11 protein-coding genes and 1 pseudogene are annotated in these 16,422 nt (G+C 45.6%); 6 read left to right on the top strand and 6 right to left on the bottom strand.

Annotated features, from left to right (window positions below; translation table 11 throughout):
* Positions 1 to 4 precede the first annotated feature (4 nt).
* Positions 5 to 697, bottom strand: coding sequence for a TetR/AcrR family transcriptional regulator (locus tag AC1HDP_RS06275; RefSeq protein ID WP_479638077.1), 693 nt, complete (start codon positions 695 to 697; stop codon positions 5 to 7).
* Between the two features lie 199 nt (positions 698 to 896).
* Between AC1HDP_RS06275 and AC1HDP_RS06280 the strand changes: the two genes are divergently transcribed.
* A complete protein-coding gene (locus AC1HDP_RS06280; protein WP_479638078.1) occupies positions 897 to 1,859 on the top strand; it encodes a TDT family transporter in 963 nt (320 codons plus the stop codon).
* 130 nt (positions 1,860 to 1,989) lie between these two features.
* Positions 1,990 to 3,237, top strand: a pseudogene (locus tag AC1HDP_RS06285) (IS4 family transposase).
* 50 nt (positions 3,238 to 3,287) lie between these two features.
* Here AC1HDP_RS06285 and yfcC read toward each other — a convergent pair.
* The 3 genes from yfcC to AC1HDP_RS06300 all read right to left on the bottom strand — a co-directional run bounded on the left by yfcC (position 3,288) and on the right by AC1HDP_RS06300 (position 6,646).
* Positions 3,288 to 4,826, bottom strand: coding sequence for a putative basic amino acid antiporter YfcC (gene yfcC / locus AC1HDP_RS06290; RefSeq protein ID WP_479638079.1), 1,539 nt, complete (start codon positions 4,824 to 4,826; stop codon positions 3,288 to 3,290).
* A gap of 156 nt (positions 4,827 to 4,982) precedes the next feature.
* On the bottom strand, positions 4,983 to 6,410 hold the full coding sequence (panF, locus tag AC1HDP_RS06295; RefSeq protein WP_479638080.1) for a sodium/pantothenate symporter: 1,428 nt from the start codon (positions 6,408 to 6,410) through the stop codon (positions 4,983 to 4,985).
* Positions 6,407 to 6,646: a YhdT family protein gene (locus AC1HDP_RS06300; RefSeq protein ID WP_479638081.1), complete on the bottom strand. Its 240-nt coding sequence runs from the start codon at positions 6,644 to 6,646 to the stop codon at positions 6,407 to 6,409. Before AC1HDP_RS06300 ends, panF begins: the two co-directional genes overlap by 4 nt.
* A 183-nt stretch (positions 6,647 to 6,829) precedes the next feature.
* Between AC1HDP_RS06300 and ycaO the strand changes: the two genes are divergently transcribed.
* Positions 6,830 to 8,590 (top strand): 30S ribosomal protein S12 methylthiotransferase accessory factor YcaO, encoded by a 1,761-nt coding sequence (ycaO, locus tag AC1HDP_RS06305; protein WP_479638082.1) that lies wholly within the window; start codon positions 6,830 to 6,832, stop codon positions 8,588 to 8,590.
* A 352-nt stretch (positions 8,591 to 8,942) separates the two neighbouring features.
* On the top strand, positions 8,943 to 9,851 hold the full coding sequence (locus AC1HDP_RS06310) for a LysR substrate-binding domain-containing protein (protein WP_479638083.1): 909 nt from the start codon (positions 8,943 to 8,945) through the stop codon (positions 9,849 to 9,851).
* A 108-nt stretch (positions 9,852 to 9,959) separates the two neighbouring features.
* Here AC1HDP_RS06310 and AC1HDP_RS06315 read toward each other — a convergent pair whose 3' ends face one another.
* Positions 9,960 to 10,457: a CBS domain-containing protein gene (locus tag AC1HDP_RS06315; RefSeq protein ID WP_479638084.1), complete on the bottom strand. Its 498-nt coding sequence runs from the start codon at positions 10,455 to 10,457 to the stop codon at positions 9,960 to 9,962.
* Position 10,458: 1 nt separating this feature from the next.
* Positions 10,459 to 11,325, bottom strand: a complete 867-nt coding sequence (focA, locus tag AC1HDP_RS06320) for a formate transporter FocA (RefSeq protein ID WP_479638085.1) — start codon at positions 11,323 to 11,325, stop codon at positions 10,459 to 10,461.
* Between the two features lie 775 nt (positions 11,326 to 12,100).
* On the opposite strand from focA, the gene AC1HDP_RS06325 reads away from it, so the two are divergent.
* Both AC1HDP_RS06325 and pflB read left to right on the top strand, forming a co-directional pair.
* Positions 12,101 to 13,585 (top strand): DUF3360 family protein, encoded by a 1,485-nt coding sequence (locus AC1HDP_RS06325; RefSeq protein WP_479638086.1) that lies wholly within the window; start codon positions 12,101 to 12,103, stop codon positions 13,583 to 13,585.
* A 543-nt stretch (positions 13,586 to 14,128) separates the two neighbouring features.
* A complete protein-coding gene (pflB, locus tag AC1HDP_RS06330; RefSeq protein ID WP_479638087.1) occupies positions 14,129 to 16,411 on the top strand; it encodes a formate C-acetyltransferase in 2,283 nt (760 codons plus the stop codon).
* Positions 16,412 to 16,422 lie beyond the last annotated feature (11 nt).

Here is a 16,422-nt window from a genome sequence, read left to right on the forward strand (position 1 = left end):
CCCCTTACTTTATTATCTCATTGAAAAATAATTGTAAATTTTTACTCGCATCGTCAGCTTTATCTTGCTCATCAATCAGCAGGTAATATTCAAAATGGCGAATGAGCGCCACTAATCCGTGAGCTCGTAACCGCCCTTGCTCTACCCCTATGTCGTCAAAAAATCCACCTACGCTATCAAGTATCATGTTTTCCAACATAACAATCGCCTTGGCCAGCAAGGGCTTTTTGATGGCCTCTTCATAGAAAATTCGCTCAATTCTGCGGGCATTAACGTCAGCGGCCTTATCATAGATATGGTTGAGCACTAATAAAGATAAGTGATCGACTAATGATTTAGCTTCAACAGGCTTAGACTCGCAAGTTTGGCGAGCGCTTGCAAATAATTGGTAAGCAGCAAGTTTCACTTTTTCACTACGCGCCATGGCAAACTCGGCAAAGTGCATTAGCGAGTCATGAATAAGCATTTGAATGTCTTCAAAATAATAGGTTGTTGCTGCGAGTGACACTTGCGCCACTTCAGCCACGGCGCGGTGGCGCACACCACGAATACCTTCATTGGCTACTATGGTTAAACAAGCATCAAGAATCGCCATACGAGTGGCAATGCCATCTTTACGCCGCGTCTGGCGCCCAAGATAGGTAAATTGGTAGTCACAATTGCGTGCGGCTGATGTGGCTAATGAGTCATTGTCCATGCGTGCATCTCCCTGCCCCAAACAAACAACAATCCTGTAACAATTAATAAAACTACACAAGCTAAACTAGTGATAAATCACGTTTTCAGTCACTCATTCAATTTTATTTAATCTTTAAGTTTGGTTAATCAAATATTATGACGAGCTCAACTCCCTTATAATAGCGTCAGCTTCTCTTATCAGACCTTGAGGTCCTTTCATGCAACACAGTTGGCATCAAAAATTAGCATCGTTACCTAGCCCTATGGCCGGACTCGCCCTTGGGATTGCCAGTCTTGGCTGGTGCTGGGAATCCATGTCATCACAATTAAATAGCCAAGCACAAATTGTGAGTGCGGGCATTGCTGCTGTCATGTTGCTGTTATTAACTGCAAAATTCCTGTTGCACCCTAAAGTGTTAAAAAACGAATTATCTCATCCTGTCGTAGGTAGCGTTATTCCCACCTTCGCCATGGCATTAATGGTGATTTCAAAAGCGATGGGCATATTTTCTGTCACCATTGGCTTAGGCTTATGGCTGTTTGCTATTGCGATTCATTTAGTCTTTTTAGCGGCATTTGCTTACTATCGCGCCATCGATTTTAAACTAGATCATATGGTGCCTAGCTGGTTCGTACCGCCTATTGGCATCATAGTAGCTGCGGTGTCTTTTCCTGGACAAGGCTATGGTACCTTAGCCGAAATCATAGTGATTTTTGGTATGCTGTGTTACTTAGTGATGCTGCCTATCATGCTGTATCGTTTGATTTTTGGTACTCCTATTGCCGATGCAGCCAAGCCTACTATCGCGATTTTAGCCGCGCCAGCCAGTCTGTCGTTAGCCGGTTACTTAACTATTACTAGTCAGCCATCAATTGCCATTGTCGGCCTACTGCTTAGTATTGCCTTGCTGATGACTGGCGTTATTTATCTGGCCTTTTTCCACTTAATGAAATTGCCTTTTAGCCCAGGTTACGCAGCTTTTACTTTCCCTATGGTGATTGGCGCCACGGCCTTATTTAAGACCTCTGCTTGGTTAGCCAACTTTGATGCTATGCTACCACTTAGCCATACAGTGCATTTCTTGGCTGTGATTGAGCTAGTGATAGCGACCGCTGTGGTAAGTTATGTCGCGCTAAGATACGTCATGCATTATTTCCCTAAGAATGATCATGCGCTTTAAATGAATGACATTCCTTCATTTTCCATAAAAAACAGCGCATATTGCCTAATGCCGATCAGTTAAGACAGATTGCTTGACGATCTCACTGAAAGGATCAAAATCCGATGACCCCATGTCATCGGATTTTTTTATGCAACTTTCAGACGCTTTGGCGCGTACCCATATCAATCGCCATACCGAATTCACCTGTCTGGCCTATGTGCTTGAGCCTGATTTAATTCAGTCGTGCCTTGATTCACATGGTGTTGCCAGTTTACGGCGACGTAAGTTACCTATGGATGCCATGATTTGGGCGGTGATTGGTATGGCTCTGTTCAGAGGCGAGTCCGTCCGCTCTCTCATCAATAAGCTTGCTATCGTCTTACCTCAAGAAGTGGATTACGTGGCTCGCAGCGCTGTCACGCAAGCGCGTAAGCGGCTAGGCTCTGACGTTGTTCAGGATGTGTTTAAGCGAAGTGCCAAGACCTGGCATGAGAGAGCAGAGCATCCTCATTGGTGTGGACTCAACCTCTACGGTGTCGATGGTGTCGTGTGGCGAACACCTGATAGTGAGCAAAACAATCAAGCAGCCACTTGGTATTGAACAGTGCCTTTGATTCTGTTGCTGTCAGTGAAATGAATTTAGCCGCCGAACTGATATCCAGCATACCCAATAACAGCCTGACTCTGTTTGACAGAGGCTTCTATTCCTTGGGGCTTTTGCACGCCTGGCAACAGGCTCAACCTAACAGTCACTGGCTGCTGCCGTTGAAGAAAGGCACACAATATGAAGTGGTACGCTCTGTAGGAAAACACGACCAACTGGTGCAGTTAACCACCACAGCTCAAGCCAGAAAGAAGTGGCCTATTGCCTGACAATATTGAAGCTCGCTTACTGACGAAGACGGTAAAAGGTAAGTTGGTTTCCATTTTGACCTCATTAACTGACCCCTTACGTTATCCGGGGGCCGAGATAGTGGATTTATATGCCCATCGATGGGAGATAGCAGTGGGCTATCGGGAGATGAAGCAACATCTGCTGGAGAGTCGCTTTACGTTACGCAGTCAATTGCCAGAGCTGGTTATCCAAGAATTGTGGGGGGTACTGTTGGCCTATAACCTCATCAGATACAAGATGGTGTTGATGGCTAAAAGCTTACCGTCGTTACATCCGAACCAATTAAGCTTTAGAGATGCGTCGAGTTATATCATTTTAAAACTGACTCAGCTGTCATCTCAAACGCCAGGGAATGTCCCGAGAGATGTCTTGGACATAGTGCGTAATGCGAGGCAGTTCAAGCTTGATGGGAAACGGGATAGAGCCTATCCACGTGCGTTAAAAATGAGTAAAAACAAGTATCCCATTAAGCCTAAGAAAAATGCCGTTCACACTAAGTGAACGGCATTACGCAATTGCGCTGTGTTTTTATTTATTGGTTTTGCCGCTAGTTAAGCAAAACCAATATAGTGACCAAATACTACTGTCACGCTTGAAAGCACTAATAAGGCCAACATAAAGCGCCAAATGAACTTAAGCCAATCACCCCAATCAACACGGCACACACCTAACGTTGCCATTAAGGATGCTGAGGTTGGAACTAAAATATTGGTAAAACCATCACCCAATTGAAACGCTAATACTGACACTTGACGGCTAACGCCTACAAGGTCGGCAAGTGGCGCCATCAAAGGCATAGTGAGTGCCGCTTGACCAGAACCTGAAGTCACAAAGAAATTAAAGGCCGATTGGAATAACAACATAAACCAAGCCGATAACGCATCAGGTAGCTGGCCAATAGCTGAGCCAGCTGCTGACAATATGCTATTAAGTACACTAGGTTCGGTGGCTTTACCGCCGCCTAACAAGAGCAAAATACCCGAAGCACAGCCCACTAAAATGGCAGGTTCAATCATGGTGGCTGCGCCTTGCTTGAAGCTTCTAGCCATTTGATTGATGGTCATACCGTTAAGTCCAAAGAGCACGCCCACTAACCCCACGGCTAAGCCCATAGTAAAGAATTGGCTCGCAATCTCAGGGATAAACCAAGCATGGGCAACCACGCCCCAAACCACCCAAGCTACGGTGGCGATAATAACGCCTATCACTAACCAGTCGCCTAAACCAAAGCGGCTATCGAGCGAACTGTGACTTTGCTGCTCTCGGAAGAAAGCATCTGAGTGATAGCTGTAAGATGAAGCGGGTGACTTTTGAATACGACTCGCGTAGCGCATGGTAAATAAGATACCAAACAAGGTGAATAGCACCCACATAGGGACGCGGAACTCACTGCCAGATAACACTGGCACGCCGGCAATACCTTGGGCAATCGCCACGCCAAACGGGTTCATCCACGATGAGGCAAACCCGACTTGAGTGGCCACATAAGTCACCATCACCGTAGTAATGCCATCGTATCCCAAGCGGATCATCAATGGACAAATAATGATGGCAAAGGCAATAGCTTCTTCACCCATGCCAAATACGGCGCCGCCTAAAGAAAATAAAGTAAATAAGGCGGGAATAAATAACTTTTCATTGCCACGAGTCTTATCGATAAGGCGCAAAATACCGTTATCTATGGTACCTGTCGCCATGACTATGCCAAATGAACCGCCTATCACCAACATAAACATGATGACGCCAATAGCGCTGCCCCATTTAGAGCCAGAAGTCAGTCCTTCAAATGCAAAATTGAAAAAACCAACATCACCACCACCGGCAAACAAGGACACTGGGGCTAATTTAGGCTCGCCATTGTCATCGAGGGCATAACGGAATGAATCGGGATCAACGACTTGTCGAGTTTTCTCAACGCCATCCATCACATAGTGGGCTTCTTGAGTTTCAAAAGAACCGATAGGGATGAGGTAAGTCATTATGGCTGCGACGATTGCCACAAAAAAGATGATGACCAAGGTATCTGGCATTTGCCAGCGACGAGTGCAGCTGGTGCTAGCGCTCGTCTCAATGGATTGTGTCAAAGACATGGGGGGCACCCTTTATTATTCGAAGAGGATGCAATATAAACTAATTTTTAAGTAGAACCCAGACAACAAAGGTTATCTGGGTCACAACAGATGCATATTTATGCAAACACTTGCCATTAATTATGACTATTAGCGCTAGTTAATGACGATGATTGCTTAAACTATGGCTTGGCGGCGACAGTACCCCTGATAGGCAACCACGGTCAACATAGCCACTAAAGACAAGAGTAATGCGGGCACAATCGCGTGCACATTATATGGCAATGGCCCAAACTGAAATGCCAGCAAGTAACTAATGAGTCCTGTCACCATAGCAGCTAACGCACCTTCACCACTAATGCTTGGCCAGCATATGCCCGCGACAATCGGCCATAAGAACACAGATTGCAGCGCGCCAAAGGCGGCTAAATTCAGCCAAACAATCATATCAGGCGGCTTTAATGCCCACCACGCGGCAAGCAAGGTAATGACTACCATAGCCACGCGCGTCAAGGTTAATTGGCGCTCACTTGACATAGTCGGGCGAGTTTTAACAACGGCATCACGCACTAAGGTCACTGCTGACTGCAGCAACATAGAGTCTACCGATGACATCACCGCCGCAATGGGAGCGGCTAATAACAAACCCGCGACCCAAGGCGAAAATAACCCTGCGATTAACTTAGGCATGATTTCATCGGGAATGGTCAAATCTGGATAAATAGCGCGGCCAAAGAAGCCACATAAGTGCGGCAATAAGGTCATTAATAAACTAATGGCCGTGCCATATACCATGCCTTTACGCAGCGCCTGTTTATCTTTTACCGCTAATAAACGCACCACGGTATGGGGTAAACCTAAGGTGCCAAAACACACCAACACCCAAAAAGATAACATCATAGGCCAGCCAAGTTGTTGCTCGCTGCCCCAAGGTGACAATAATGGGCTCTGCTGTTGATTTAAGTTAGCGAGCATAGCCGGCACATCGCCTTTAATCAGTACCGTGGCCAGCAATACCACTATGCCAAGCGTCATGACTATGCCTTGCACCGCATCGGTTGCCGCCACAGCGCGAAAGCCACCCGTTAAGGTGTAAGCTAACACTGTCACCACAAAAATGGCTAAACCTAGCTCATAACTGATACCGCTCACGCCAGCAAACATGCGCGCACCACCAATAAATTGCACTGTGATCATGGCGATAAAACCCGCCACTAAGCTCACAATCGCAATGCGGCTTAACCACGGACTGTTAAATCTATGATCTAACCATTCAAGTAAAGTGGAGTGACGCTCTTTTAAGGCTAAAAATTTTGGCCCAAGCACGCCTAAGGTCAGCATGGCGACAGGCACTTGAATGAGTGCTAACCACACCCAACCTAAACCAATTTTATAGGCAGCGCCGGGGCCACCAATGAAAGAGCTCGCACTGGTATAAGTCGCGACTAAGGTCAAAGCGACTAGCGGGCCATTAAGAATACGGCCACCAATAAAGAAGCGATTGGCTTTATCGGCCACTAACCCTGTTTTCATCTTACTGGCAATAATGCGGCTGATATAAAGACTAAAAATGAGATAGATAACTACTGCTATTAAGGCTGTCACAGTTCATTTTCCCCATGATTAGTATCAGCAGATTGATGATTAATGGCCGCTAATGCCGCCAATAATAACAACGGCGCCGCGACACAAGAACACCAAAACCACAGCGGCATACCGAGCCAACTGCCACGTTCACTGAGGAATAAAGGTCCAAAGGCCCACACCAGGAAATACCCTAGGGCCAAGCATAAAATAATGACAGCCGGTGTGACCCGTTTCGCTAAGGAAGAGGAAAACATACACTCGCACTTTTGTAGAATGCTTGAAAACGCGCGATTCTAGACCATTTGGCATCATTTGTCATGATTGCGCGTTAGACAGAAGCCCATGGCAAACAAGTATCATTCCACTTTGATGATCTTCTCGATACAATGGCCGCAATTGTGACGTGGTACACGTCACCCTATGCCAATGAGGAAGTCATGAATCACACTTATATCCCTGGTAAAGATGAAGCCTTAGAAGTTTCAATTGCCACTATGCAACAGCGCTTAGTCGAACTTGGATTCGATATCGAAGAGGCCTCTTGGCTTAATCCAGTGTCATACGTTTGGTCTGTGCATATTCGCGACCGTAACTGCCCTGCATGCTTTACCAATGGTAAAGGCGCGAGTAAAGATGCGGCCTTGGCCAGTGCATTAGGGGAATATTTTGAGCGTTTAGCCTGTAACTATTTTTTTGCCGACTTCTATTTAGGCGAAGAGATAGCCAATAGTGAGTTTGTGCACTATCCCAATGAAAAATGGTTTGCCGTGACTGATGATACCCGTCCTGCAGGTCTGATGAATGAGGCCTTGTGGCAGCATTACGATCCCGAAGATGAAGTCACTATGGCAGGCTTAGTGGATTTACAATCAGGTAATATGGAACGCGGTGTATGCGCCCTGCCATTTACTCGCCAATCGGATAACCAAGTGACCTACATACCGATGAACATTATCGGCAATATGTTTGTGTCTAACGGCATGTCAGCAGGTAATACTGCGACGGAAGCGCGCACTCAAGCCTTAAGCGAGTGTTTTGAGCGTTATATTAAAAACCGCATCATAGCCGAATCTATCAGCCTGCCTGAAATTCCCGCTGATGTAGTTAACCGTTTCCCGAAAGTGGTAGCGGCTATCAATGAATTGGAACAGCAAGGTTTCCCTATCACGTGTTTTGACGCTTCATTAGGCGGCGAATACCCTGTGATTTGTGTGACCTTATTCAACCCAGACAATGGCGGTTGTTTTGCCTCTTTTGGCGCCCATCCACGCTTTGAAATTGCGCTGGAACGCACTGTGACTGAGTTACTCCAAGGTCGCAGCTTAAAAGATTTAGATATCTTCCCATCACCATCATTTGATAATGATGAAGTATCTGATCACACTAACCTTGAGACTCACTTTATTGATTCATCAGGCTTAGTGTCTTGGGATTTATTCCGAGCAGATAGCGATTTTGACTTTGTTGATTGGAACTTTGAAGGCAACACTGATGAGGAATTCCATCAGTTATTGAATAAATTCCATGACTTAGGCGCTGAAGTCTATATTGCGGATTACAGCCACTTACACACCTATGCGTGCCGCGTATTAGTGCCTGGTTATTCCGAAATTTACCCTGTGTACGAGTTAACTTGGGTCAATAACAACCGCGCTATGGCACTGCGTCAGCAAATCCAGCAATGGCTTGATGTTAAGCAAGATGCCGCCTTAGCAGCTGAAATTATCGATAGCTTAGATGCCTTAGATGTTGATGAATTCCAGCCGCTCGATCAACTGTTAGGCTTAGGCGTAGATGCTTCATCGCCATGGAGCACTCTGCGCGTTGGTGAATTACGCTGTTTGTTATCTTTAGCTGCCGGTGATTTAGAATCTGCACTGGAATGGGCTGAATGGACCACAGGCTTTAATGCCGGCGGTATTAGCAGTGACCTGCAACGCCGTTTGCGTTTTTATCATGCCGTACAAGCCATTTTGAACATTCAATTAGCCGATGGCGATGTTAATCAATACCAAGCAGCCTTTAAGCGCATGTTTGGTGAACAAGACTACGCTGCGGCATTTGCGCATGTTAGCAATACTGCCCAAGGCTATGATTTGATGCATATTCGTCAGTTAACTGAATTCACTAAGCATCAAAAACTGCTACAAGCCTATCAAAAGTTACAAGCGGCTAAAGCCAAAGCCAACTGGGCTTAAGCACAATGGCTAGGCACGTAATTGACTAGCTTTGAGTCACTAATGGCTTAATCGCTCATCAACACACCAATCATGACGGTTGGTGTGTTGTTATAAAACCTATCTTATTCTCCCCTCTTTATCAGTAATGTGTCATCCACTCATCTCGGTTCATGGCCAAATATAGCCCGCAGAAAACTAACCAAGCGTGTCACAGTGAGAATTAGCCTTTAGGTAACTCAGGGATAACTCACAAAATACGTTTTTGATACGTGAGGCCACTCGTAAAAGCTAACACTGCTGCCTTTAACCTATTGAGTCCAACCCATAGCATGACTACCATGGGTTAATCCCTAACAGCATGAGATCTAAAGTGAAATACTCGCTAAAACAAATTGAAGTTTTTGATGCCATTGCCAGTCAAGAAAGTGTAAGCGCCGCCGCACGTAAATTGATGATGACGCAATCTGCGGTGAGTATGTCGTTATCTCAATTAGAAAACCAACTCGGCCGCCCGCTATTCAGTCGCCAAGGAAACCGCTTAGTACTCAGTCACTGGGGCCATTGGCTGCGACCTAAGGCGCGCAGTTTACTCAATGATGCCCGTCAAATTGAAAGCGGCTTGCATGATCAACAAGTGATTAGTGGTAACTTGTCCATTTGCGCCAGTCAAACGGCTGCAGAGCACTTAATTCCTGAGCTTATCAGTAAAATTGATAGTGACTTTCCACAATTACATATCCGAATAGACGTAGAAAATACGGAAACTGTGATCCAACGTTTGCTCAACTATGATTTTGATTTGGGTGTGATTGAAGGACGCAGTGATGATACCCGCATTACGTCAGTACCCTGGATAGATGACCACTTAGTGGTCGTTGGCGCCCCTGAACATGCGTTTGCTCATCAGGCTCAAGTATCACTCGAACAGTTAGCCGTCGCTAAATGGGTGTTGAGGGAACATGGCGCTGGCACGCGCCGCATCTTTGATGGTGCGGTACATGGCAAGATAGATAAGCTCAATGTGTGCCGTGAATACGAACAGGTCAGTATTTTAAAGGCGTTAGTCAAAGGAGGAAGTTACTTAAGTGCCCTGCCTTGGCTTGATGTCATGCAAGATATTCAACGCGGTCAATTAGCCTTACTCCCAACGCCAAGCTTAGATATGCACCGCAGCTTAAGCTTTGTGTGGCGCAGTGATAGTAATAACAACCCACTGCGAGATTGTGTCCTCGCCCAAGCTAAGCGCCTTGCCAAACAAAAGGCTCAATCTATGCCTTAACCCTGTCCTATGAGCTCAGAGATAGCCTCTGACGACCATAGCAGACACAAAAAAGCCGCGATCATCGCGGCTTGTTTCATTGGGTGTAAATATTGCTAGCTACATAGCTTAACTTGCACGCTTAGCCAGTAATAAATCGGCTAAAGCGGCGCGGCTCACCACCCCTTTAAGACTTGAGCCTTCAATCACAGGCAATACTTCAGCGTGCTGACTACTGGCTTTACGTAAACGCTGCTCAAAGGTTAAATACGGACTAATCAACATGCCGTTATCATTGACATTAAATAGCACTTCTTTGTTCACCACTAAGGTTTCTATGAGCTGATTAACCTTAAGGCAAGGTCTTACCGCGGTAAATTCAGCGCACATTAAATCAGCCACAGTCAAACTGGTCTTACTGCTATATTCCTCTGACCATAAGCCCCGCATTATATCTTGCAGACCAATAGTACCCACTAAGGTTCCCGTTTTCATCACTAGTGCAATATCGACACCTTGTTGACGGCAAGTACCTAGAGCTTCAAATAATCCCGTTTCAGGAGACAGAGACACAGTATTAGTTTGCATTATGTCGACCACGGTTAAACGTGCTAAGTAGGATTCCATCTTAATGTCCTTTTATTTGTAATAATTTTGATTGTTGTTCAATTAACCAGTACCCAAGCGCCACAATAACGCCGCCGCCGACTATGTTGCCAAGCGTCACAGGAATAAGGTTGTTGATGATAAAATTGCCTAACGTTAAGTCTTGATAGCTCATGGCACTAATGCCAAGACCATCGAAAAAAGCCGCAGGGGCGAACTCTGAGATAACTATGCCTAACGGCACCATGAAGAGATTGGCTATGCTGTGCTCAAAGCCACTGGAAACAAACATGGCAACTGGCAGCATTAATAATGTGGCACGCGCTAAGGCCTCTTTGCTGGCAAAAGTCATCCAGACCCCTAAACACACCAACATGTTGCATAAAATGCCTAAGGCAAAAGCCTGCCACCAGGTATGCTCGAGTTTATGCTGAGCAATATTGAGTGCATTAAGCCCCCATTGCCCATGGTCAAGTTGATGCATACCGCCTACCCATACGAGCAGTAGGATTAAGCTAGCACCAAATAAATTACCCACATAAACCCGAGCCCAACACAGTAATAATTGCTTAGCTGTCACGCGTTTGTGCACATAGGTCAGTGTGCTAAGTACAGTGCTGGTAAACAGTTCAGCGCCACAAATAACCACTAGCACTAGGCCTAAGCTAAACGCGAGACCGCCCGTTAACCGCACTAAACCCCAAGGCGCTCCTTCTGCCCCAGTTGTCACTGTGATGTAAAACACGAAAGCCAGCGCAATAAAGGCGCCTGCAAAAATGGATAATCCTAAAGATTGACTCGCAGATTTCACCACTTTGGCATAGCCATATTGCTCGGCTATTACGCATAAGCTGGGTTCTGGGGGGCTCGGTACTGGACTGATTGTCATTGAGCCTCCACCAAGGCGACAAACGTCAATGACCGACCGCTTAATAACCTCATTATCGTTCTCCTTATCTAATTATTATTCATCTAATGGCAAAGCCGACTTAACAATAGCCTGAGATAATCACTTGTAATAAATGGATAATATTTGTTGCGACTATCAATAAAATTGATAACTTTTGGCAGGTATTATGCGGTTTTCACTCGTGCTGGCTTAGCTAAATCAGGGTGTTTTAGCGCGTAAAAGCTAAGCGCAATGATTGACTATTATTAATCTTGTGAGCAGCTGTCTGCGTGTATTGCGTTAATAGATATGGCACAACTTAAGTAGCAACTAAACAAGTAATAACTATAATCATTATTTATCAGATACTTACTAACTTGCGTTCAAGGAAGTGACGGCAGCAACAAGCTAAACGCAAAAACAGTGCCGCAAGTCACGAGTTAAGCTTAAATAAAGATGAACTTGTTAACTGGGTCGCAATTCGCCTAATCGATACCATCAAAAAAACTGATAGCACCTACAAGGACATATCAGCGTGTGATAATATTTAAAGGTAAATTGGTCTGACCAAATTAATCGGGTAACACGGATAGGATGTGGGCGCACTGCAGTCAGAAAATTGGGCTGCGACTTAAGCTAAAGTTTTAGCTTTTATCGTCACTGTCAAACAACGCCAGTATTCAACGTTTGCCGTTGAAGTGGTTAAAAACACGGACTTACTACCCAAGTCAACAACAGAATTTTTTTGCTGTACTTGTCGGAGAATTGACAAATTATGACTAACACAGTCACCCCACCTGATGCTATAGCTGAGCAAACAGGCTCGTATCAGGAGATGCATCGTCCATCGTCTGATTTTGAGACTCGCAGCGAATACTTAGATCATGAATTAGAAATCATGAAGCCAAGACGCTGGCGTTTAAACTTACCCGGTCGTGACTTTCGTTTCGAATGGGAAGATCTGGTCCCAGCATTAGCTGGAACTATTGGTATTACCGTTATGTATAGTGCGGTAATGTCATCCTATGCTGCAGCCTTTGGTTTAGGTGCCGACTTCGTTATCGAAAACGTACGAGTAGAGATGTGGGTATCTGCCCTGATCTTCTGTATTTTCGTGTCGGGCTTCATGAATCCTCGCGCTAACCTTGCTGGTAACCATGGCCCAATGATCCCTATGATCGGCATGATTGCTATGTCAGGTGGTCACCCATTAGCATTAGCTATTTTGATTGCCATTTTTGGTATGACACTTAGCTTAGTCAAAGGCGGCTCGCGGCTAGTTAACCTCACCAGTGAAGGGGTGGCCGGTGGACTCTTGGTCTACTTAGGTATCATGGGCGCGCAAAGCCAAATCAATAACTTAATCGATTGGGCTGAAGGCCTGAAGATGGGTTATGTGGCGTTTGCCGTACTGTTCCTAAACGTGGTGCTTTATGCTTACCTAGCCAAAATTGGTAAGCGTTGGTTAGCCATCCCTGCCTGTAGTGCTTTAGCCGTAGGTGTTGCGTTAGCTTTAGGCGCCCCGTTCCATTTCACGACTGAGCCAGGCTTACCTAACCTCAACCCAGTATACTGGTGGGGTTCAACCGAAACCGGTTGGAAATTAGGTTTACCAACCACTCAACATTTCTTAGCATCTTTACCTTTTGCTATCTTAGCTGTTGCCATGTGGTCTCCTGATTTCTTAGGTCACAGAATCTTCCAAGAGCTGAATTATCCTAAGAAAGCTAAAGAAGTATTGATGGATGTTGACGATACTATGGCGGGCTGTTCAGTGCGTCAGTTCGTAGGTACAGCATTTGGTGGTGGTAACGTAACATCAAGCTGGGGTACCTATATGATCCCTGCTGCTATCGCTAAGCGTCCTATCCCTGCGGGCGGTATTTTGCTGGGTATCATGTGTATTGTGGTTGCCACTGTCGGCTACCCAATGGACATAGCGGTATGGGCTCCGGTAATGAGTATCGCATTGCTAGTAGGTGTATTCTTACCTCTGCTTGAAGCGGGTATGCAGATGGTTAAATCTACTGCGTCTTCACAAACCGCGGGTATCTGTATCTTTGCCTCTATGGTTGTGAATCCAGTATTTGGCTGGGCATTAACTATGCTGTTAGACAACAATGGTCTGATCGGTGATAAAGAACGCGCTAAGCAATTATCAACCGCTGATCGCTTGATTATTCCTGGCTTAGCCTTTGCCATATGTTTGGCTGCTATGCTCGCTGTGGGCATGATCCGCGGTATTCCTGCACTGCTCTAATCGCTTGCTGTTAATCGCTTGACCCTATGGCACCTGTTTTACAGGTGCCATTTTTATAAACACCTTTCCCCCGCTTAAATTTGTGACTAACATCACAGTCAAACCCTCATTAAACCTCAAATTACTGCCGATTAAAAAAAACTTTTAAAAACATAGTGTTGCGCACTCATTTGTTGTGGTCGTTATTTTATGCACAAAAAAACGCACTCGAGTTAATGCTAGATATGCCTGAAAATTGTTAGCTCGGTAACAATTTTATGATCTGATGCTGCGAAAGCGCACGGTTTAAGATGCGAGCCATTTTCTACTATGCTAATATGCTTTGGACAATTGGTCTTACCAATTTGATAAGTGGTGGTTTTCTTGATAGTCCACTTATCTGTAATTTATTCCTTTGGAATAAGCTTACTCACTTCGCCTCGACATTCTATTAGGCAAACGCCTCAAGGTGTAGTGGGTGAAGGACTTAGTGCTGAACTGAATTTGGTGAAGGTGCCACGGCGGTTTCAGTAACCTTGATATCAACAAGAAGGTATTAGTACGATGACTGATAAAACTGATCTGTTTGCAAATGCGTGGGAAGGTTTCGTTCCTGGCGATTGGAAATCGGAGGTCAATGTACGTGACTTTATCCAAACTAACTACACCCCTTATGAAGGTGATGAGTCTTTCTTAGCCGGTCCTACCGAAGCCACCACAATTTTGTGGGACAAGGTTATGGAAGGCATTAAAGAAGAAAACCGCACTCATGCGCCAGTAGATTTTGATACTGAAGTAGTATCAACCATCACTGCTCATGACGCTGGTTACATCATTAAAGATCTGGAGACCATCGTTGGTCTGCAGACTGAAGCACCACTGAAGCGCGCCATGATGCCTAACGGCGGCGTACGTATGATCGAAGGTTCATGCAAAGCTTACGGTCGCGTGTTAAACCCAGAAGTTAAATACGTTTACTCTGAACTGCGTAAGACCCATAACCAAGGTGTATTCGACGTATACACTCCAGAAATCCTGGCTTGTCGTAAGTCTGGCATCCTGACTGGTTTACCTGATGCATATGGCCGTGGCCGTATCATTGGTGACTACCGTCGTGTTGCTCTGTACGGTATCGACTTCCTGATGAAGGATAAAGTGGCTCAGTTCAATTCATTACAAGCTCAGTTCGAAGCTGGTGATGATCTGCAAATGACCATGCAGTTGCGTGAAGAGATTTCTGAGCAGCACCGTGCTCTGGGTCAAATGAAGAAAATGGCTGCCAAGTATGGTTTTGACATTTCTCGCCCAGCGACCAACGCTCAAGAAGCTATCCAGTGGACTTACTTCGCTTACTTAGCTGCGATTAAGAGCCAAAACGGCGCGGCTATGTCATTAGGCCGTACTGCTACCTTCTTAGACGTTTTCATCGAACGCGATCTGAAAGCTGATATCATCACTGAATCGCAAGCTCAAGAAATGGTTGACCATTTCGTAATGAAACTGCGTATGGTTCGCTTCCTGCGTACCCCAGAATACGATGAACTGTTCTCTGGCGACCCAATTTGGGCGACTGAGTCAATCGGCGGTATGGGTTTAGATGGTCGTACTTTAGTGAGCAAGAACAACTTCCGTTTCTTGAACACTCTGTACAACATGGGCCCAAGCCCAGAGCCAAACATCACTGTATTGTGGTCTGAGCAATTACCACAGGGCTTTAAAGAGTACTGTGCTAAAGTATCTATCGATACCAGCTCTATCCAGTACGAAAATGATGACCTGATGCGTCCTGATTTCGAATCTGACGATTATGCGATTGCTTGTTGTGTAAGCCCAATGATCGTGGGTAAGCACATGCAGTTCTTTGGTGCTCGTGCTAACTTAGCCAAGACCATGCTGTATGCAATCAACGGCGGCGTTGATGAAAAACTGAAGATCCAAGTAGGCCCAGTGGCTGACAAGATCACTGACGAAGTTCTGAACTTTGACGATGTGTTCTCACGCTTAGATTCTCTGATGGATTGGTTAGCGACTCAATATGTGAGCGCGCTGAACGCTATTCACTGGAGCCATGACAAGTACAGCTACGAAGCTGCCCTGATGGCACTGCATGACCGTGACGTACGTCGCACTATGGCTTGTGGTATCGCTGGTCTGTCTATCGCTGCTGACTCACTGTCTGCAATCAAGTTTGCTAAAGTGAAGCCAATCCGTGATGAAGACGGTATTGCTGTCGATTTCGAAATCGAAGGTGATTATCCTAAGTTTGGTAACAACGACGCTCGCGTTGATGATATCGCCTGTGACTTAGTTGAACGCTTCATGCAGAAAATCCGTCACAAGAAGATGTACCGCAATGCAGTACCTACTCAGTCAATCCTGACCATTACTTCTAACGTAGTATATGGTAAGAAGACTGGTACTACTCCAGACGGTCGTCCTTCTGGCGCGCCATTTGCTCCAGGTGCAAACCCTATGCATGGCCGTGACGAAAACGGTGCTGTAGCATCTCTGACTTCTGTTGCTAAACTGCCATTTGCTCACGCTCAAGACGGTATCTCTTATACTTTCTCTATCGTGCCAAATGCTTTAGGTAAAGATGACAGCCAACGTCGCACTAACTTAGCTGCGCTGATGGACGGTTACTTTGCTAACAACGAAGTACGTGAAGGTGGTCAACACTTAAACGTAAACGTTCTGAACCGTGAAACTCTGGAAGATGCCGTTGCACATCCAGAAAACTACCCACAGCTGACCATTCGTGTGTCTGGCTATGCGGTACGTTTCAACTCTCTGACTCCAGAGCAGCAACGTGACGTTATCACTCGTACTTTCACTAAATCTTTATAAGATTTAAGTAG

Source organism: Shewanella sp. ISS20 (assembly GCF_056522965.1).